Origin of the sequence: Kitasatospora sp. NPDC059812 (assembly GCF_042732075.1) — a bacterium.
Lineage (GTDB): Bacteria > Actinomycetota > Actinomycetes > Streptomycetales > Streptomycetaceae > Kitasatospora.
The window spans coordinates 1-20628 of sequence record NZ_JBHWIO010000122.1 but is presented as its reverse complement, the minus strand read 5'-3'; the positions used below and the strand labels follow the sequence as shown (position 1 = coordinate 20628).

The 20628-nt window shown below is 72.2% G+C and carries 14 protein-coding genes; 11 read left to right on the top strand and 3 right to left on the bottom strand.

Annotation, left to right across the window (positions count from 1 at the left end):
- Nucleotides 1-247: 247 nt before the first annotated feature.
- The gene (locus tag ACFV6D_RS36075) at nt 248-1141 is read right to left on the bottom strand and encodes an NADP-dependent oxidoreductase (RefSeq protein WP_380562988.1); all 894 of its coding nucleotides are present in this window, start codon (nt 1139-1141) and stop codon (nt 248-250) included.
- Nucleotides 1142-1220: 79 nt separating this feature from the next.
- Here ACFV6D_RS36075 and ACFV6D_RS36070 point away from each other — a divergent pair, with 79 nt between their 5' ends.
- Together ACFV6D_RS36070 and ACFV6D_RS36065 are read left to right on the top strand one after the other, a co-directional pair.
- Nucleotides 1221-1838, top strand: coding sequence for a TetR/AcrR family transcriptional regulator (locus ACFV6D_RS36070; protein ID WP_380562983.1), 618 nt, complete (start codon nt 1221-1223; stop codon nt 1836-1838).
- A 127-nt stretch (nt 1839-1965) separates the two neighbouring features.
- Entirely contained in the window at nt 1966-2406 is a 441-nt protein-coding gene (locus tag ACFV6D_RS36065) for a hypothetical protein (RefSeq protein ID WP_063352326.1), read from the top strand.
- Between the two features lie 37 nt (nt 2407-2443).
- Here the strand turns inward: ACFV6D_RS36065 and ACFV6D_RS36060 are convergent, their stop codons facing one another.
- Entirely contained in the window at nt 2444-2749 is a 306-nt protein-coding gene (locus ACFV6D_RS36060; RefSeq protein ID WP_159398696.1) for a hypothetical protein, read from the bottom strand.
- Nucleotides 2750-3056: 307 nt separating this feature from the next.
- Here ACFV6D_RS36060 and ACFV6D_RS36055 point away from each other — a divergent pair, with 307 nt between their 5' ends.
- The 3 genes from ACFV6D_RS36055 to ACFV6D_RS36045 all read left to right on the top strand — a co-directional run bounded on the left by ACFV6D_RS36055 (nt 3057) and on the right by ACFV6D_RS36045 (nt 6001).
- The gene (locus ACFV6D_RS36055) at nt 3057-3800 is read left to right on the top strand and encodes a hypothetical protein (protein WP_380562981.1); all 744 of its coding nucleotides are present in this window, start codon (nt 3057-3059) and stop codon (nt 3798-3800) included.
- 490 nt (nt 3801-4290) lie between these two features.
- Complete coding sequence (locus ACFV6D_RS36050) at nt 4291-5700, top strand: NUDIX domain-containing protein (RefSeq protein ID WP_380562979.1); 1410 nt, start codon at nt 4291-4293, stop codon at nt 5698-5700.
- A gap of 82 nt (nt 5701-5782) precedes the next feature.
- Nucleotides 5783-6001 (top strand): hypothetical protein, encoded by a 219-nt coding sequence (locus tag ACFV6D_RS36045; protein ID WP_063352329.1) that lies wholly within the window; start codon nt 5783-5785, stop codon nt 5999-6001.
- 80 nt (nt 6002-6081) lie between these two features.
- On the opposite strand, the gene ACFV6D_RS36040 is transcribed toward ACFV6D_RS36045, so the two are convergent.
- Nucleotides 6082-7350, bottom strand: coding sequence for an FAD-dependent oxidoreductase (locus ACFV6D_RS36040; RefSeq protein ID WP_380562977.1), 1269 nt, complete (start codon nt 7348-7350; stop codon nt 6082-6084).
- Between the two features lie 579 nt (nt 7351-7929).
- Here ACFV6D_RS36040 and ACFV6D_RS36035 point away from each other — a divergent pair.
- From ACFV6D_RS36035 to ACFV6D_RS36010, 6 genes are all read left to right on the top strand, one after another.
- Nucleotides 7930-8424 (top strand): cupin domain-containing protein, encoded by a 495-nt coding sequence (locus tag ACFV6D_RS36035; RefSeq protein WP_380562975.1) that lies wholly within the window; start codon nt 7930-7932, stop codon nt 8422-8424.
- A 126-nt stretch (nt 8425-8550) separates the two neighbouring features.
- The gene (locus ACFV6D_RS36030; protein ID WP_380562973.1) at nt 8551-9639 is read left to right on the top strand and encodes a hypothetical protein; all 1089 of its coding nucleotides are present in this window, start codon (nt 8551-8553) and stop codon (nt 9637-9639) included.
- Between the two features lie 304 nt (nt 9640-9943).
- On the top strand, nt 9944-13132 hold the full coding sequence (locus tag ACFV6D_RS36025; protein ID WP_380562971.1) for a DUF6603 domain-containing protein: 3189 nt from the start codon (nt 9944-9946) through the stop codon (nt 13130-13132).
- Nucleotides 13133-13139: 7 nt separating this feature from the next.
- On the top strand, nt 13140-15410 hold the full coding sequence (locus ACFV6D_RS36020) for a hypothetical protein (RefSeq protein ID WP_380562970.1): 2271 nt from the start codon (nt 13140-13142) through the stop codon (nt 15408-15410).
- 31 nt (nt 15411-15441) lie between these two features.
- Nucleotides 15442-18933: a hypothetical protein gene (locus ACFV6D_RS36015; RefSeq protein ID WP_380562968.1), complete on the top strand. Its 3492-nt coding sequence runs from the start codon at nt 15442-15444 to the stop codon at nt 18931-18933.
- 65 nt (nt 18934-18998) lie between these two features.
- Complete coding sequence (locus ACFV6D_RS36010) at nt 18999-20417, top strand: hypothetical protein (protein WP_380424088.1); 1419 nt, start codon at nt 18999-19001, stop codon at nt 20415-20417.
- The last annotated feature ends 211 nt before the right edge of the window (nt 20418-20628 follow it).

The following is a 20628-nucleotide window of genomic DNA, read 5'->3' as shown; positions in this document are numbered from 1 at the left end:
GGCAAACCCAAATGGCCAATCCCCCGACGGCCGCGCCGCTAACTCGAGCTCCGGAACGGCGGGTGGCCGGCCCCCCCCCCGCCGCGCCCACTGCGCCGGACGGCGCCCGCCCCACGACGATGCCCTGAGAACACGCGCCGCAGGGCGGTAGAAGGGGCCACGCCAGGGTCGTGACCCCCACCACCTCGGTCTGTTTCCACAGGTCGGGAACAAGGTGCAAGGGTGGTACGTCTTTCCGGAATGCGGCTCAGACGAGCACGACCCGGCGCCCCCGGGTGTGGCCGGCGTGGCTGTCGATGTGCGCCGCCGCGGCCTCGGCGAGCGTGTACGACTTCTCGACCGGGATGTGGAGCCTGCCCCGCGCGATGAGGTCGACGGCCTCCGCGAGCGCCTCCGGCATGCTCCCGGCCACGCCGGAGAACCGGACGCCGAGCTGCGGCGCCGCGAGGTCGGCGATGGAGACCACCTTCTGCGGATCCCCGGTCAGCTCGACGAGTTCGCGGATCACGCCCGAACCGGCCAGGTCGAGCGCCGCGTCGACCTGGCCGAGCTGCCGCACCCGCTCGACCCAGCCCTCGCCGTACGTCGTGGCGACGGCACCCAGGCTGCGCAGGTAGTCCTGGTTCGCGGCGCCGGCCGTGCCGATCACCGTGATGCCGCGGTCGCGGGCGATCTGCAGCACTGCCGAGCCGACTCCCCCGGACGCACCGCTGGCCAGCAGCGTCTGCCCGGGCCGCACGCCGACCTGACGGATGATGCGCAGCGCGGTCTCCACCACGGAGGGGTAGCCGGCGGCCTCTTCGAACGTCAGCCCTTCGGGCATCCGGGCCCAGGCCGACAGCACGGCGAACTCGGCGTAGGTGCTCAAGCCCTCGCCGAACACGTGGTCGCCGGCCTCGATCCCTTCGACGCCCTCGCCGACCTCGTCGACCACCCCCGAGGCGTCCTGCCCGACGCCAGAGGGCAACTCGATCGGGTGGGCTTGGAGGAACTGGCCTTCGCGGATCCTCCAGTCGACGGGGTTGACGCCCGCCGCCCGTACGGCGATGCGGATCTGACCGGGACCCGGGTGGGGCCGCTCGGCGTCGACGAGCTGCAGAACGTCCGGCCCGCCGAACTCGGCGAAGCTCACCTTCTTCATGTTCTTCATGCGGTCGACCGTAGCACTAACGGTTAGTGTTTCGGAACTGTTTCACCTTCGTATCTGCTAGCGTGAGGGCATGACCGTGCCGCCCGGACGCCGCGAACGCAAGAAGGCCGCGACCCGCCAGAAGATCGCCGACACCGCCCTGCGGCTCTTCCTGGAGCGCGGGTACGACGCGGTGGGAATCCGGGACGTGGCCGCCGAGGCCGACGTGGCCGTCACCACGCTCTTCTCCCACTTCGCCTCGAAAGAGGCCCTGGTGTTCGAGCGGGACGACGACTTCGAGCAACGCCTCACCCAGGCGGCCACCGCCCGGGCGCCGCACGAGCCGCTCATCCCCGCGCTGCGCCGCGAGATCCACGCCCTGATACGCCATTGCACGGCGGACGCCGCCGCCCCGATCTGGCGCATGATCGAGGAATCCCCCGCCCTGCGGGAGTACGAGGATTCGATGAGGCTGCGCCACGCGGACTCGCTGGCAACGGCCATCGCCACCGACCTCGGCCTGCCGCAGACCACGACGGCCTGCCGGGCGATCGCGAGGTTCACGATCGACGCCTATGCCCTGGCCCGTGAGGCGGCCGATCCGGAGGCCGCGGTGGACGAGATCTTCCGGATGATCGAGGCGGCCTGGGAGGTCACCGGACCTACTCGACCTGGCCCTGCTCGACCCGGCTCCGCTCGACACGTGTGAAGCATCGCGGAGCAGCCCTGCAATCGCACTGAAGGTCCCTTCGACAACTCGGAGCGGCCTTCTTGTCTGCAACACATCTACTGCGGTTATTTGTGTTCAGGATCCGGGGCTGCAAGGGTGTTGCCCCATGAGGATCACGATCACCGTGGAGAATCCGACCCCCGAGGCGCTGGAGAAGCTGCTCGCCTTCGCCACCATGCCGGACGCCGTCGTGACGGCGCTGCCCGACGACCGCTGGACACCGGAGCGGGCCCGCTCCTACTACGACCGCCTGCCGCCCCGGGCGCAGCAGATCCTGCTTCAGGTCGTCGAAGGCGACGGCGAGTGCGCCGCAGAGGAGTTGAAGGCGAACGGCCGCAGCCTGCGGGGATCCACCGGCGCGTTCCGCCGCGTCCTCTCCGAGGGCAAGCGGACCGGCCTCTGGCCGGACGCCTTGCCCGTGCCGCTGGTGTCCCACGTCGTCGGCGGGCAGCTCAAGAAGCTCGAAATGCCCGGATCCGGTACCGACCAGTACCCGTACTCGGCCTTCGAGGAGGGATTGCGCGACGCGCCGGCCCGCGATCGCTGATCGCCCGGGAAACCGCTCAGGCACGCATCCCCATCAGTCAGTTGTCGCTGTTGACGTTGGTGAGGGCGGCGCTGTAGCCCGTGGAACAGTACAGGGTGTCGGAGCCGTCGCCGGTGTGCCAGCGGCCGTTGATCGTCTGCCGGATGCCCTTGACGCTGTCGCTTTCACAGATCAGGACGAGTTGCCAGTGGTTCTTCGGGGCACTGGTCTGGCAGTTGACGGAGCCCCAGTTCTGGCCCTGGTTGGTGACGCAGTAGGAGATCGCCGAGGCTGACGGCGCGGCGATCAGCCCCGCTCCCATGAGCAGTGCCGCCCCGGTGCCGATGGCTGCGATTCGACGCATGACCTTCTCCTTGTCGTAGATCCGACACAGCATGTGCGGTCAGCATTCCGAAGATGTGAATGCGTGTATACATGAACAGCACAACTGGCCGAAACCGACCCTTCCGCTTCGGTCCCGTGGCTCGACGGCCTGCGGTGCAGGTGAGGGCACGGGGAGGGCGTAGCAGTCTGGTGACATAGCAGGGTCTGTTTCGTCGACTGCTCACACTAACTTCGTTCCTGTACGCAGCCACGTTGCTCCTGGTCCCCGCAGGAGAGGCCACGGGCAACGAGCTGTTCCTCACCCGTACTTCGCTCAGGAGCACCGCATGTCGACCTTAACGAACCGTCGCTCGTCCGCCGTCCGTACGCTGGCCGGCTCCGCCCTGGCGGCCGCTCTGCTGGTGTCCACCGCGACAGCTTGCTCCAGCCCGTCCCCCGCGCCCGGCACCGCCGCTCCGGCCGCCGCGCCCACCACGCCCAGCGCGCAGGGCACCACCCCGCCGGCCGCCGCGCCCAGCGCTCCCACCACGCCCGACGCCGCAGCGCCGGCCAGCACTCCGGCCGCGCCCCCCGCGCCCGGCACCGCCGCTCCGGCCGCCACGCCCACCGCGCGCCACACCACCACCACGCCGCCGGCCGCCCCGCCCAAGGGGACGTCCCCGGTCCGCACCCAGAAGCTGGTGGACGGCAGCACGGCCGAGATCCGCGCGACCGGCAACCAGAACTACACCGCGAAGATCGTCAACAACGGTACGGAGTACGGCACGTTGGAGACGCACGACTCCGACGCCGGGGTCGACTTCAACGACATGTTCATCGTGCTCTCGCTGGACGGCACGGCCCACTCCTGGATGGGCGGCGGGCACCAGGGACCGGGCACGTTCAAGCTCGCGGGCGGCTGGACGGCCAAGGTCACGAAGATCGGCGAACTCCACTACCGCGCGCAGATCCTCGGCAACGACGGCGCGGTGAACGGCACGCTGGAGGCGAACCAGCAAGACGCCGGAGCCGTCGCCAACGGCGTGTACATGGTGCTCAGCACCGGCGGCGAGATCAGCGCCAAAATGTGAACATGAACAAGATCGTGCTATGAACGCCCAGGAACCCGTCGGCGGGCCGCCGGCGGAAACCTCCTGGACCGCCCGGCCAGCCGAACGAGTGAAGCCGGCGGCGACTGCTCCCCGCGCGGCCTCGCCGCCCACGCGGGCGTCGGCAACAGGCTCGAAGCCCGCCTGACGACCGCGCTCGAACAGGCTCTCGCCGCCCGTGCGCTGGGCTCCGCCACCCTGCCGACCGGCCGTTCGCGACCGGCTGGAGGGCGTACCCGACACGGCGGCGCGGTGCTCGAAAACTCCCCGTTCGCCCCGGGCGCGCCCGGAGGTGGCCTGCTTGAACCCCGCGTTCGAACAGCGCCATCATCTGTCCCCTGCCGACCGCACGGCCGCCCCAACTCGGCTGCCCTGATGCTGATTCGGCCCGCCCCGGCGCGCCGGCAGGAGGAGCGTCCCGGCGCCCCCGCTCAGCAGCCCCGTCGGCCCGAGGGAACGAGGAGTCCGCGCAGTGATCGATTTCAAGGTGCTGACCGCACTGGCCGCCCGCGAGGACATCGAGCGGATCGGCGTCGGCGTAGTGGTCCGCGACGCCTCCGGCCGGGTCCTGATGATCCGCCGGGCCGCGCACGACGCCCTCCCCGGCATGTGGGAGTACCCGGGCGGCGGCCGGGAGGACGGCGAGGGGATCGGCGGCCGGGAGAGCGGCGAGGGGATCGAGGCGGGCGCGGCCCGGGAACTGGCCGAGCAGACCGGGCTCGCCGGGCTGCCGCTGGAGTACGCGCGGAGCCTGGACCTCACCGACCGGAACGGCCGCCGGGTACGGCAGTTCGTGTTCACCGCCGTCGTGCCGGACGGCACCCCGGTCACGCTGTCGGCCGAGCACGACGACCAGCAGTGGGCCCGTCCCGACCAGCTGCCGCAGGCCGGCGACGGAGAGCGCGAGGTGATCAGGTGGCTCACCCGTCGCCTGGCGATCCCGGGCTGGCGGCCGGTCGGCGGCTACCTCACCACCGTCGCGCGGCCCACGGTCTACGGGTGCTTCCTGGTCACCGACCCGGACGGCCGCGTCCTCGGGATGCGCTCGACCATCAACCCGGCCGTGTGGAGCCTCCCCGGCGGCAACGTCGAACACGGCGAGACCCCGTTCGGCACGGCGCTGCGCGAGGCCCAGGAGGAACTCGGCCTCGACCTCGCCGCGGAGAACCCCGAGGTGATCGCCCGGCGGCGCCTGGTCGCGGTCGTCCACGAGCAGGCCGGTACGGAGTACCCGGTGCCGGTGTGCGGATACGTCTTCGACGGCGGCGTCCTGACCCCGGAGCAGCAGGCCCGCATCCGGCTCGACCCGGCCGAGCACACCGAGTGGCGCTTCGAGACCGCCCACGACTGGTGCGACCTGATGCCACCGGACCGCTACCAGCGGCTCCTCCAGGTGCTGCGCGCCCACCGCTGCGGCACGCCGCTGTACCTGGAACGCCCCTCCCCGGCCGACGAGTTCGAAGGGGTCATGGTCCTCGTCACCGACCGGCACGGCCGGCTGCTGATGCACCACCGCGACGACAAGCCGGGCATCGCCTGGCCGGGCTACTGGACCCCCATCGGCGGCTGGCGCGAGGGCGTCGAGACCCCGCAGGAGAACGCGGCGCGCGAGGTCCGCGAGGAAGCCGGCATCGAGATCACGGGGCTCCGGATCCTGCCCGGCCCGCACCACGAGCTGGTCTCCCCGCTCACCCGCGTCCTGCACGCCGCCTGGGACGGCCCGGAGGCGGACCTCCGGCTCGGCGACGAGGGCCTGGCCGTCCGCATGGTCCCCCTGGCCGAGGTGCTCGACCTCAAGGTCCCGCCCTACCTTCAGCACTACCTGCCGCTGCTGGCCGACAGGGCCGACGGGGCCGACCAGCCCGCGAGGAGGACCTCGTGAACCAGCCCGGGCGCAGCGAAACCGGCCAGAGCAAAACCGGCCGGTCGGGCCGCCCGGCCCCGTCGGAACCGACCGCCTGAGGATGGCCGGCCGCCACCGCCGCCCGCCCGAGCCGCAGCTGCCGGCCGACACCGATGCCCGGCTGCGGGCCATCGCCGACCAGCGGCCCGTCGTGGAGGAAGGCATCGTCACCTTCCCTGCCAGCACCGTCCCGTACGCCTACCGCACCGTGCACCGGCCCGACGGCGGCACCGACCAGCACCTCGTCCGCCTCGACCTGCCCCGACGACCACCCGGGTGACCGGCTCGGCAGCCCGTTCCTGACGAGCCGTCACCACGGGTGGACCGCAATCCAGGACCAGGACTCGCCCCTCCCGGCCGTCAGCTCTGCCCGACCCGCTGTCGGCCGGTTCGCCGGGAGGCGGCCACGACGGAGAAGGCGTACTCCCGCATCCGGAGCTCGTAGTCCCGTACGCCGTCCACCAGCGGCGCGCCGGAGGCCGCGGCCCCGGCCAGGGTCCGCGTCAGCTCGGCGGCGTCGCGGATCGCGGTGTTCGCGCCCATCGCCAGCACCGGACTCATGGCGTGGATCGCGTCCCCGAGCAGGGTGACGGGGCCCGGCTCCCACGGCGGTACGGGGCTCGCCGTGGAGATGCGCAGCGGGAACAGCGAGTCGGTCTCCCAGCGGTCCAGGAGGCGGTGCACGTCGGGGTGCCAGTCGTCGCCCACCAGGCGTCCGGCCAGCTCGCGCAGGGCGGGGCCGTCGAGACCGCGCAGCGCCTCGAACGAGGGCATGGCGGGGTGGTCCGCCGGCGCTCCCACCAGGCAGGCGACGTAGTCGCCGACGGGGGTGAGGGGGACGGGCGGTGTGTGTGCCGGGCCGGCGGCGCCGGGAGGGCGGGCGAACCGCACGGGCCCGAACCCGACGTGCGGACTTCCCGGCCCACCGGTCACCACGGTGAAGATGCTGTCGAACACCCATGGCGGCAGCGCGGCCGCCTCCGCCCCTCCGACCTCTCCAACCCCGGTATCCGGCGCATCCGGCGCGTCCAGCGGGATCCTGCCGTAGATCAGGCGCAGTCCGGCGTCCTCGACCCGGGCGTGCGGCAGCAGCTGCCGGCGTACCACCGATCCGACCCCGTCGGCGCCGACCAGGAGGTCGGCGCTCGCGCTGCGGCCGTCGGCGAACCGCGCGGTGACCGTTCCGTCCTGCTCCCTCTCCCAGCTCAGCAGTTCCGCGCCGTAGCGCACGGTGTCCGCCAGGCCGGAGAGCAGGATCTGGCGCAGCGTCGGCCGGTTGAACGCGTACGAGCGGTACGGGCGGTACGGGCGGGCCGTGCCGTCGGTGGGATCGGGGCCCGGCGCGGTGGGCCGGTCCGCGAGCGTGCCCAGGTGGCGGTCGCGGACGGAGACCCGGGCGGGCGGCGAGGCCGCGGTCGCCAGGCCCAGCCGGAAGAGGTGCTCCGGCAGGCAGTGTTCCAGGGCCGCGAGCCCGGGTTCGTCGAGCTGGACGCGGTAGCCCTGCGGCCTCGCGTCCGGGTGCGGGTCCCGCTCGTACACGGCGACGTCGAAGCCACGGGCGCGCAGCCCGTGGGCGAGGGTGAGGCCGCCGAGTCCGGCGCCGGCGATGACGACACGGTGCTGGTGCACAGTCTTCTGCCTTCGTTGTGGTCACGAAGGAAGCACTGGGGTTCCGCGAAGGGAACAAACACCGCGAGGGCGCCGCTCAGAAACACCATTCAGGAGCGATTTTTCGCGCATTCCGTTGATTCTGGGCCCACAGTAGCAGCGAGCCGCGAGGTGGAGGGGATCCACCGGTATTCCGGTCCGAGGAGGGTGGTCCCCGGGAGTCACACGCAGCGGGGTGCCGACCCACCGCTCGGAACAGCCCGCCAGGACTTCTCGGCACGCAGGTCCTCCAGTGCCCGCACAGGCCCCGCCCCCGTAGCGGGGGCCATCGCCAGGCCGCTGCGGGTGCGCCGACGGCCGCCTCGGCGCACCGTGGACCTGTGGGCCTGCGGACGTCTGGGTCATCTTGGGCTGCGAAGAGCCGGTGGAACCGCCAGGCCCACGCCGCGCAGGGTGCTTCGGCCGTGATCAGCGCCGCCGGGCCGAGCGCCGCCGCCCTGTCCGGCACCCTCGGCAGCCGGCCGGCTACACGTCGCTTCGACACCGAGGGGACGGACCACCACCGACCAATCACGCGATGCCTCGAAAGGGAAATCCGTCATGTCCTACCCAATAGCTCACTACTGGGGTGAATCGGGCGAGAATACGGCAAATCTCCGATTCGGCGCCGCCGCGCCGGACGTGTTGATCGGCGCGGGGGGAACAAGCGTCCACTACCTGGTCGACACGCCCTCCGCGAACAAGACGTTCGGCCTGTACCGATTGGACATGGGGCCCCGGCCGACAGGCCCCGCTCCACACTTCCACCGGACCATGTCCGAGTCCTTCTTCGTCCTGTCCGGGATCATGCGCCTGTACGACGGTGAACGGTGGATCGACGCCGAGGCGGGTGACTTCCTGCACGTGCCGGAGGGCGCTGTGCACGGCTTCCGCAACGAGTCCAACGAGCCGGCCTCGATGCTGATGCTCTTCGTGCCGGGTGTGCCACGCGAATCGTTCTTCGAGGAAATCTCGGAGATCGCGGCCGGAAAGCGCCCGATGAGCGAGGCGGATTGGGCGGAACTCTACGGCCGGCACGACCACTTCCTGCCCTGACCGGCCCGTCCGGCCGGGGGGTTGGCTCGAACGACGACTCGGGCGATCACGCACTGACGTTCGGTCATGTTTCCGTACCGAGGGGTGTATCGAGCTGTTGGTCGGCCATGGTGGCAGGATGCCCGGGTGGATGGGATATTGCGTGCCGCTGCAGAGCTGTTGGACACGGAGCTGTCCGAGCCCGTCGACTTGGGCGGAAGCCGGCGCAGCACGGTGCTGCGCTGCCGGACCGGTTCCGGGGAGAGCGTGATCGTCAAGGCCTACACCGACGAGCCGGAGGCCCGGCGCTGCTTTGCCGCGGAGGCGGCCGGGCTCTCGTTCGGTCTTGCCGGCCCCGAGGTGCTGGGGGTGGACCCGAAGGTCCCGCTGCTGGTCATGGCGGACCTCGGTGATTCACCGACGCTGGCGGACGTGCTGCTGGGAAGCGACGCGAAGGCCGCCGGGGAAGGCCTGGTGACCTGGGCGCGCGCGCTTGGGCGGCTGGCTGCGAAGTCGGTGCATCGGCGAGTCGAGTTCAGGCAGTTGTGGGCCCGGTACGGCACGGGGATGACCGCCTGGGATGACGAGCCGTGGATCGCGCGGAATGTGGCTGCCCTGCCCGCGGTGCTCGACGCGGTCGGTGTCGCGGCTCCCGCCGGGCTGTGCGAGGAACTCGCTCGCATGGGAACGGCGGGCGGGGAGGAGTATCCGGCGTTCACCCCGGGCGACACCTGCCCTGACAACAACCTGCTCACGCCGCAGGGGCTGCGGCTGCTCGACTTCGAAGCCGCTTGCTACCAGTCGGTGTTCCTGACGGCCGCGTACTGCAGAACGCCGTTCTCCACCTGCTGGTGCGTCTTCGTCCTGCCGGCGGGGATCGCCCGGAAGGTCGAGGAGGCTTACCGGGCGGAGGTCGTCGCGGTGTACCCGGCGTTGGCCGAGGACGCGGTGTGGCAGGCCGGGATGCGGCAGGCCGTCGCGGTCTGGACGGTGAACGCAACCGTGCGCCTGCTGCCGCAGACGGTGGAGGACGGACCGATGCACAGGACACGTCGACCCGTGGCGACCAGGCGCCAGGTCCTCAGGCACCGCTGGCACGTGGCGAGCACGCTCGGGGAGTTCCCGGCGTTCGCGCAGACCGTGCGACAACTGCTGCGCAAGGCCGCCCGGGAGTGGGATGTAGCTCCGCTGCCGCACTATCCCGCCTTCCGGGCCGCGGGGGCGGGCAGGACCTAGGGGCTCGACGACAGCTGTCGAACTCGGCCGTAGGCGATGCGTATCGGCCAAGATCGGATCGTTCCGTCACTATCCGCGCACGCCTCGGATACGCTGCGACAGTCCCGCGTCGGACGTGCACGCCGGGCCTGGCGAGTCAAGGCCCCTGGGGCGCACGGCCGTTGTCACCCTGGTTGGTCCAGGGGGGCTCAATTGTCATGTCCCGAACCGAAATGGGCCAATGGCGGGGACGCCCGGCCGGTCGGGCAGGCCGGGGGGGCCGGGACCGGATGGAACACAACCAGGGCGGGAGGCCGACCGGCTGATGACACTGAGCATCGACGAACTACGGCAGCGGCTGGCAAGCAGCCAGGGCAAGACGTTCGAGATCACCGGTGAGGAACTCGGGGCGGCCGATCTGGTCTCGCGCCACCTCGGCGATTCGCTGAAGGTCGGCAAGGCGACCACCGACAGCGACGCCCTGACGGTCCACGGCACCGCCGCGCTGGGGGCAGCGACCGGCCTGCCGGTCACGGTGGCCTTCACGGCCGACGCCGACGGCAAGCAACTCGTCGGCTTCGACATCGCGTTCACCCTGAGTCTCTGGACCTTCACCACGGCGGCAGCGACCGAGGACTTCACCTACCTGTCCACGTTCGGCTTCACCCAGCCCAGGTTCGTCCTGCGCGGCGGCGACGTCGGCGCCGTCCTGGGCTGCACGCTCAACGGCGCCGCCTACCGCCTACCGGTCGACGGCGACGGCCCGCTGGTGCCGGACGGCGCCGGCGGCGGCGAGCTGCCGGACGTCACGCAGTCCTTCGGCTGCGCCCTGCCCGCGGACCTGGGCTTCAACCTCACCGACGTCTGGCTCCGCTACGACCAGGGCACGAAGACGCTGGTGCTGTCCGGGAGCGCCGCCCTGAGCGGCGGAGCCCCGGCCTCCAGCGTGGCCTGGGCGCTGCTGATCCAGGACCGGGGCGACGCGGGCAGGCGCTACCTCGGCGTGGTGCAGGCGGCCGTCAAGCTGTCGCTGTCCGGGCTGCCGATCATCAAGGCACTGGTGCCGCCGGCCAACGACCTGGTGATGCAGCACGTGGCCCTGCTGTTCATCACGGACGGGCTGGACGACACCGAGGTGGCGGACCTCAACAAGGCCCTCAAGGCGGTCAAGGCCGACTTCCCCGTGGGGAACGTGCCCGAGCTGCCGGCCGGCCCGCTGGACAGCGGGGTCACGGCGTCCCTCGCCTACGACCTCGGCGGCACGCCCCGGGAGGCCGTGAAGGTCCGGCTCGGCGAGGCCTCGCGCACCTGGACCGCCCTGCCGCAGGACAAGGGTCCCAGCGGCAAGGCCGACCAGCCGGCGAAGGCGGAGTCCAGCGGCCCGTTCCGGCTGGGCAAGCTCAACCTCGGCTACGCCAAGGGCACGATCCAGGTCACCGCGGACTTCAGCATCAACGCCCACGCCCTGACGTTCGAGGCGAGCGGCTTCGGGGTCAGCATTCCGCTGGCCGACCCCGGCAAGGCAACCCCCGTGCTCAAGGGCCTGGGCATCAGCGCGAAGGCGGACCCGATCGCGCTGGGCGGCGCGCTGCGCACGAACCCGACTCCGGACTGGCCGGTGCGGTACGACGGCGACGGCATGCTGACGGCGCCGGTCATCAGCGTCGGGATCGCCGGCTCCTACGCGCGCAAGGCGGACGGCACGCTCTCGCTCTTCCTCTTCGGCCAACTCGGCACCGGCACCAACCCGGAGGCCGGCTTCGGCCCGCCGCCCTTCCGGGTCAAGGACGTCTCCCTGGGCTTCGGCTACCACAGCGAGGTCCGCGTCCCGGCGCTGACCGAGGTGGACACCTTCCCCCTGCTCAACCTGACCGGCGGCGCCGACTCGACCCCGATGAAGGTGCTGGACACGCTGACAGGCGGGCTCAAACCCTGGGTCGCGCCCAAGGACGGCGAGATCTGGGTCGCGGCGGGCCTGCACTGGACGATGTTCGAGCTGGCCGACTTCCGTTCCATGGCACTGGTCGAGTTCGGCGAGTCCCTGGTGATCGCGCTGCTGGGGCTCGGGGAGTTCGACTTCCCCAAGCTGACGGCGGCCGAGCAGAAGGCGGGCAAGGATCCGAAGGTGGCACGGATCCAGATCGCGGCCGAGGCGCTGTACCGGCAGAGCGAGGGCCTGCTCTCCCTGACGGCCCAACTGACCGACAAGTCCTACATCCTGGACAAGAACTGCAAGCCCACCGGCGGCCTCGCGCTCTGCGTCTGGGTGCCCCCGAGCCCGCACGCCGGGGACTTCGTGGTCTCCGTCGGCGGCTACCACCCGGCGTTCGTCAAGCCCGGCCACTACCCCGCCGTACCCCGGCTGGGGATCAAGTGGTCGATCAGCAACACCCTCACCCTGACCGCTCAGGCGTACGCGGCCATCACCCCGCACGCGGCGATGCTGGGCGGCGCGCTGGCGCTGGTCTTCGACACCGGTCCGCTGCGGGCCTGGTTCACCGCGCACCTGGACGCGCTGATCCAGTGGTCGCCGTTCTTCTTCGACGTCGCCATGGGCGTCAGCATCGGGGTGCGGTTCTCCCTCCACGTCTGGTTCGTCCACATCACGATCAGCCTGGAACTCGGCGTGGACGTGGAGCTGTGGGGCCCGCCCATCGGCGGCAACGCCACCGTCCACCTGTGGTTCATCAGCTTCCACATCGGCTTCGGCAAGAGCCGCCCGGACCACCTGCCGCCCGTCCCCTGGACCGACTTCCAGTCCCAGCTGCCGCCCAAACAGCAGGCCGTGCAGGCCAATCCGGTCGCCGGGCTGTCCTGGAAGCCCACCGCTCCCTCGTCCCTCGCCCGGGTGGGCGACGACGGAACGGACACCGGCCCCTGGTACGCCTCCACCCACGGGTTCAGCTTCGTCACCTCCTCGGCCGTGCCGGCCAGCAAGGTGCTCTTCGGCGGCGCCGCCGTGACCCCGGACGAGGACCCGCTGCACATCCGCCCGATGCAGCAGGGCGACCTGACGTCCACCCACAGCGTCACGATCACCAAGGACGGCCAGGAGGTCGACCACTCCACCTGGAGCGTCGAGCCGGTGCGCTCCAACGTGCCGCAGTCGCTGTGGGGCCCGGGCGAGAGCTCGCTGAACGGCACCGGGCTGCTGCCCGGCCGGCTGACCGGCCTGACGGTCACCGTCCCGGCACCGGCCTTCAACGGACAGCTGACGGTCGCACCCGGCGTCCTCGACCTCGACCCGCTGCTGCCCCAGGGCGCCCTGCCCCTGGACGCGGGAGCGGCCGCGGTCGGCCCCGTGGCGCAGACGAGCGCGCAGACCGTGGCGGCCATCACCTCCGCCGACACCGGCATCGCCGCCCCCTCGACCGCCACGAAGCGCGAGGCCCTGCGCGCCCAGCTCGGCGGGCTCGGGTACCTGCTCGACCCCGCCTGCCCGCTGAGCGGCTACGCCGACCTCGCCCGCGGCGACCTGGCCGCCGAGCCGCTTCTCGTCCCGACCGGAAAGTGACCACCTGATGCTCAGTCAAGATTCCGGAACCGCCAGCGGCCTGGAGTTCCACGACAGCCTCGTCCCGGCCCTGGAGGCGGGGACCTACCAGATCACCACCGGGCACGCCATCGACGGCCTGGACACCGGCGACTACTTCGCCACGCCAGTGGTGCGCACCCTTGAGGTACAGGCCGCGCGGTTCGCGCTGCCCGACGGCGCGGTGCACGGGGTGTACCCCACCGACGGCGCCACCGGCACCTTCGACCAGCTGCTGCCGCACATCACCCTGGACACTCCGCCACTGCCCTGGGAACGCACCCTCACGGGGGCGCCGCCCACCCCCGGACAGCCGGCCGTACCGTGGCTGGCGGTGCTCCTCTTCGCCGAGGGCGAGCTGCCGGGCGACCCGTCCGCCACCGGCCGCACCGAGACGACGACCGTCGCCGACCTGCTGGCCACCCCCGCCACCGAGGCCATCGCCCCCGCGCTGACCGACGTCGAACAGCCGGACCAGGCCACCGAGTGCCGAACGATCGACGTCCCCCCGAAGCTGTTCGCCGCGATCGCCCCGCGCACCGGGGAGCTGGGCCGGCTCGTCCACCTGCGGCGCGGCGAGGACGAGCCCAGCGGGGCGCGCTCACGCAGCGACCGCACCCGGGCCCGCTCGCTGCGCGGCGTCCACCGCGCCACCCCGCCCCGCTGGTGGCACACCCTGCGCGACGACCCGTCCTACGAGGGCCTGCACGCGGTGGTCGTGGGCAACCGCTTCCCCACCACCACCGGCGGCCAGTACACGGCCCACCTGGTCTCCCTGGAGGGCTTCGCCGCGTACCTCGACGGCAGCACGGTGGCGAGCGCGCCGCTGCGCCTGGTCTCGCTGCGGTCCTGGTCGTTCCGCTCCCTGCCGGACTCCGGGGCGCACTTCGGCACCCTCGTCGAGAACCTGGCCGCACCCGGCAGCCAGGACGCCGCCGCGCTGGGGCTGCGGCTGCCGCCGAACGGCGCCACCGGCGAGGCCGGCGACCGGCTCACCCAGGGCTACACGCCACTGGCCCACCAGCTCGACTCGGGCGAGCAGAGCTACGCCTGGTACCGGGGCCCGCTCACCCCGCTGCCCACCCAGCCGCTCCCGCAGACCGTGGAGCACAGCGCGAACGCGGACGCCCGGCTGGTGTACCTGGAGGAGCACGGCCTCTTCGACGTCAGCTACGCCGCCGCGTGGACCCTGGGCCGCTCCCTCGCGCTCGCGGACCCGCAGTTCCCGCCCGCGCTGATGGCCTGGCGCACGGTGGCCCGGGCCGGCGCGGGCCGGATGCTCGCCGCGCGCGCCCGGGCCGGCAGCGGCAGCCTCGCCGGCACCCGGGCCGCGACCGACCCCCTGGGCGCACCCGCGGCGATCGGCGCCCGCCCGGCCCGGCAGGCGTTCGAGGCGAGCGCCCTGGGCGGCCTCGCCCACACCCTCACCACCGCGCTGGCGAGCCCGCTGGACCAGGCCGCCGCCGGCCGGCGGCTGGCCCAGGCGCGACCGGCGGCGCCCCTCCAGGCCGCCGCGCCGTGGCTGCGCGGCCAGCTGGCCCGGCCCGAGGCACGCGAGGCACTGCGGGCGGCGACCGCCGACGCCGCGAACCCGGTGCTGGACTGGCTGGACCGCCTGGCCCTGCTCCACCCGGTGCCCCTGGAACAGCTCGTGCCCCGCCAGGAGCTGCTGCCCAACGAGAGCCTGCGCTTCTGCTACGTCGACCGGGCCTGGCAGACGGCGCTCATCGACGGGGCGCTGAGCATCGGCATCTCCGGCAGCCTGGACAGCGACCTCAGCACGCTGCTGCACGACGCCCTCACCGACCTGCCCGCCCGCCTCTCGGGCTTCCTGGTCCGCTCCTGCCTGGTGCCCGGCTGGCCCGCCCTGCGCATGCACCTGTACGCCGGCGAGGACGAACTGACGGTGCTGCGCGCCGACACGGTGGGCGAGGACGTGCTGCTGGTGCTGGCCGACGGCATCGTGGACCGGCTCGTGGTGGCGGAGCCGCCCCAGGGCCTGCACTTCGGCATCCAGGACGGCGACGTCCTGGACCTGCGCAACCTCAAGGGCGACAACATCGGCACCACGCTGCCGGGCGTCCAGCTGACGCAGGTCAGCGGCTACCTGAACCCGGACACCCGGGTCCTGGACGTCACCCGGATCGGCGACGCCATCACCGCCGCCCTCGGCGACCACGCCCAGGCAGGCGGCCTCAGCGCGGCCGGCTGGGCGATCCAGATGGTCAAGGCGGCCCAGCAGATGACCTTCCAGCGATGACCCTCCAGCGATCCTGACGAAAGCGAGCACCATGCCGAACGACGACAAGGGACCGCTGATCGTCCCGGTCCAGGTCGACGCCCTGGCGGTCAACGACGAAGTCCGCTTCAGCGTGCCGTTCATCCGCTGGCAGGCCAACTTCAACCTGCTGGCGCAGAACCTCCCGCCCGAGGGCGGGCCCTTCGACAACAACCTGGCCGCGCACTGGGACACCGACACCGCCGCGGGCGGCGTCTACCTCCAGTGGCAGCTGCCCCAGGCCCTGCGCAACGGCGCGCACGACCCGGACACCGGCGACACCACCTTCCCGCTGGTACCCAACCGATGGCTCGTCGTCCGCTACAGCGGCCCGGCCGCCGGCCGCACCGCCGACTCCTGGGTGATCGAGAGCGACTGGCTGCCCGCCGACGGCGACACCGCCACCGGCACCACCCCCTACCTGCGCCCCGGGACCGCCAAAAGCGTCCACATCGGACGGCGCACCGCCGCCGCCGACTGGCCGGGCGAGAGCGGCACCCAGGACCCGTACGTCACCGCCGCCGGACCGGGCCTGCTCACCTTCTCCGCCTTCCAGCCCTTCAACGAGAACGTGCTCTCCCTGCACGACGACCTCACGGGCGTCGCGGACCAGAACACCCTCAGCTACCTCGTCACCGGCTGGTACTCCGCACCCGGCGCCGACCCGCTGCACGAGGCGACCAGCCTGGCCGACCTCGGCTGGGCCCTGGCCGCCGACCCCACCGCCGACACCCCGCCCACCGACCGCACCCTCTACACCGGTCAGGTGCTGGGCCTGAACTGGGAAAAGACCGGCAGCGTGCCCGCCTCGGACCGCCCCCAGGGCGTCGACGTGGACGTCGCCGTGGGCAACAGCTCCGTCGACGCGCTCACCGCCCTGCTGGTGGCCAAGGGCACCGACGCCGACGACGCCGCCCGGCTGGAGGCGCTGGCGCACGGCCTGCTCGACGGCCTGGACGACGCGGGCACCGAGTCCGTCGACCAGTCCATCCACCGCGCCTGGTTCGGCTCCACCCACGGCGGCTACACCTGGGACCTGGTGGACGGCACCGCCGGCGCCGAACTCTGCGCCCGGCTCAACACCGACCAGGCCGCCCACGACGCCCAGGTGCGCCAACTGGCCGACACCCAGTGGAAGTTGTACGGCGCCTGGTGGCTCAACCGCCTCGACGACGTCCCCGACGCCTACACCGACACGCTGCCCGCCACCCTGAAGCCCAGCGAGCAGGACAGCCTCGCCGCCCGGGTCACGGCACTGGCCGCCGAGATCGCTGCCCGCCGCGACCCCCGCTCCGGGCACACGCAGCCGATCCCCTGGGGCGCCACCGACGAGGACCTCGCCACCGCCGCCCAGGCCTACCTGACCGCGCACGGCGCCGACCCCGCGACCTGCACGCTCAAGCGCTCCCCGCTGGGCGAGTTCCACCACGCGCAGGACCCGGTGGTGCTGCTGAACGGGATCAAGACACCGACCCCGGCCGACCTCACCGCCGCACTGCCCTGCCGCACGCCGGACCACCTGCTGACCGGCATCGACCTGGGCAGCGGCCTGGCCCCCGCCCCGGCCACCGTGCCCGGGCCGCCCCTGACCCACCTGCCCGAGGCCGCCACCCTCGCCACCCTGCTCGGCGAGTTCTGGCTGCTCGACCAGGCCCAGGCCGCCGGCACCCTCGCCGACGCCGTGGCCCACCCCGACCAGCGGGTCACCGGCACCCTCCCCGCCCTCGGCACCAGCAGCTGGCGCCAGCCCTGGAAGCCGCTCTACCTGCTCTACGAGCTGTCCTACTACCCCATCCCGCACGACACCTCCGACGGCGACTGCTGGCAGTTCGACGGCACCCGCTACCACTGGACGAAGACCGGCCCGGCCGACCCGCCCGTCTACCAGTCCTACACGGGGCGGATCTACCTCACCCCGCACGCCACCTTCAACCTCGCCGCCCAGATCAAGCAGTACCGCGCCACCCACCCCGACGCGCCCCAGGACGAGCTCCAGCAACTCGCCGACCAGGTGGCCGGCTGGGACCTGCTCAGCCAGGCCCTCGACGGACTCACCCCGCGCATCACCCTGCGCGACCCGGCCCTCGCCGCCCACCCCGACGACGCCAAGGGCCTGGCCACCCTGATCGGCTCCCAGTACCAGAGCACCCCCGTCCCCGGCGCCCTGCCCTCCCGCAGCGGCAAGTGGCCCGCCTCGGACTTCCCGCACCTGCGCGCCGGCCAGTTCTACTTCAACCGGATCGCGGTCGTCGACCAGTTCGGCCAGGTCACCGACCCGATCAACCCGCAGGGCAGCGGCAGCTCCACCGACAACGACAAGAAGCACCTGGTGCTGGCCGACAGCGTGCGCCCGGACGACGGCGCGACGATCCTGCCGGAGTTCCCCTACCGCTACGCCGAACTGCGCCCCCGCCTCCTGCAAGGAGCCCGGCTCCGCTTCGACGCCGTCAGCGCCACCGACGACAGCCAGGTGCTCGACCTGCACGCGGGCGTCAACCCCGTCTGCGGCTGGCTGCTGCCCAACCATCTGGACGCCGCCCTCGCCGCCTTCGACCCCGACGGCGGCGCGCTCGGCCAGTGCCGGACGGTCTACACCGACAGCGGCCAGCAGCAGGTCGTCTGGGACCCGGCACCGGGCTCCGCATACCCCACCCTGGACAGCCTCGCCCCCGAACTCCCGCACCTGGCCTCCTTCCTGACCGGCCTGCGCGACGCCGGCCCGTCGGCCCTGGCCGCCACCCTGAAGGCCGTCGACGAGACCCTCTACACCGTCAACCCGCTCGGCGGCTGGGACGACACCACCATGACCGTGCTCGCCGGGCGGCCCCTGGCCCTGCTGCGCACCCGGCTGGCCCTCGAACTCGACGGACCGCCGGTCATGGACCCCAGCTGGGAACAGTGGCAGTACGTCCTGGACCCGAGCAGCACCGCGCCCCGGCCGGTCTCCCTGGACTACCGGTGGGGCGTGCGGCTCGGCGCGCTGGAGAACCTCGCCGACGGCCTGATCGGCTACACCAGCGGCGACGACTACACCACCCTGCACACCGTCCACCTGCCGTCGGACGCCCCGTCCTACCTGGCCGGCATCGGCACCGGGTTCCCGCTCACCACCGCCGGCACCCCGCAGTACCTCACCCTGCTCGCCGACCCCCGGGGCGCCGTCCACGCGGTCAGCGACATCCTGCCGGTCTCCGTCTTCACCGTGCCCGCCGAGTTCGTCAGCGCCGCGCTCTCCCGGATGGAGGTCTCCTTCCGCCTCGGCCCGGTCCTGACCAGCCCGCAGGGCGTCACCGGCGCCGACGGCAGCCCCGCCACCGGCTGGGTCCTGCCCCGCCCCCCGGCCCGCCACGGCGCCTGGAGCTGGGCCGAAACCACCACCACCGGCTGGCAGGACAGCCCGCTGGCACCCGCCGGCACCCCCGGCCACATCCCGACCCCGGCCGCCCCGCTCAGTGCCCGCACCGGCCGCCTGCGCCTGCGCGGCGCGGCCGCCGACGAGCAGTGACCACCGACCCACGCACCACCGATCCACGAACCACAGAGCCACGGATTACCGACCCAGGAGCAGCAGTGTTCGTCCGCGCCGGAGCCAGCGCCTCCACCGCCCTGAACTACCTCGTCACCACCGCACCTTCACCCCTGGAGATCACCCCGGCGGACACCACGTTCACCCCGGCCACGATCTCCGTCACCGCCGCCAACCCCGGCCCCGACCCGGTCCGCGTCGTCTCCGTCAAGTTCACCCTCGTCGCAGGCACCGGCGCCGGCGCCCTCACGGAACACCTGGACCAGATCCACGCCACGGTGACCCCCGGCGCCGACTGGACCTTCGCCCGCGAGGACGACGGCACCTTCCTCGCCGTGCCCACCGGCGACCAGGGCTACGTCGAAGTCACCGACAAGGCCGTACTGTTCGAGCTCACCAACATCGCCGTCAACGGCGAGATCGGCGTCACCACCCTCGACATCCTGGAGAGGACCCAGGACGACGAGGGCGACACCTCCAAGGGAACCGCCGAGTTCCAACTCGGCAAGTGCTTCCCAGGCTTCCAGTTCAGCGACCTGACACCCGCGTTCCTCGACGACGGCCACACCACCGTGACCAACGGCAACACCGTCACCCTGACCTGGACCGCCTCCCACGGCGCCGCCTACACCATGCTCCACGAGAACAAGTCCTACGACGTCACCAACACCCGCACCTGGACCTCCCCGACACTCACCCGCGACGCCACCTTCCACCTGCGCGCCAGCCTCACCACCGACGGCCACACCGTCACCCACTACCTGCACACCAACGTCACCGTGGACAAGCCCGACCTCACACTCGGCACCCTGACGGTGAACGGGGACGCCCAGGTGTCCGGGCAGAGCAACGTCCAAGGCCTGCACTGCGCGCAGACGCTGGAGGTCGGCGGTGAGATCCACGCCGCGGCGACCGTGTACGGCGGCGACCACACCAAGCCCGTGACCCTGTACGGCGCCCATGTCACCAGCGACCTCACCGTCGACGGCAACCTCAGCGCCACCGGCGCCGACGCCATCGTCCGGATCCGGGACCTGCGAGGCCCCTCCAGCATGAAGCTCAGCATCAACAGCGACACCGAGGTCCTCACCGGAAACAGCGTCACCATCGCCGACGCCCTCACCGTCGGCGGACTCCTGACGGCCAACGGGGACCTCGACGTCTGGTACAGGGACAACAACGTGCAGAAGATGACGACATCCGGCGTCACTGGCGGCGTGAAGTTCCTCGGCCCAGTCGTGTTCAACAACTGCACCATCAACCAGGGCGACTGGGCCAAGCTCAAGAACTTCAGCGATGGCCAGGCCAAGTTCCAGATCTGGAACACCATGTACACCGACGAGAGCAAGGAGGCGGTCGTCTTCGTCTACGGCGGTAAGGGCGACCACCGCGACGTGATGGCCGACTTCGGCAGCCCGGGTGTGGGACACCAAGGGCAGACGTTCCGATTCGTTTTCGAGTAGTCCGACCGCCGGGCAGGTTGAGCCGGCTGGACTGCTTTCCGATCGGAAAGTCCCTGGAACTCACCTGAGCCGGCCCCGCGATGGCCTGCTGCAACGAACCGCGGGGGGGGGGGGGGGCCCCCCCCGCGGCGGGCGCCGGGCGGGGGCGGGCGGGGGGGCCGGGGGGGGGGGCCGGCCCCCCCCCCCCCCGCGGGCGCGCGGGCGGCGCCCG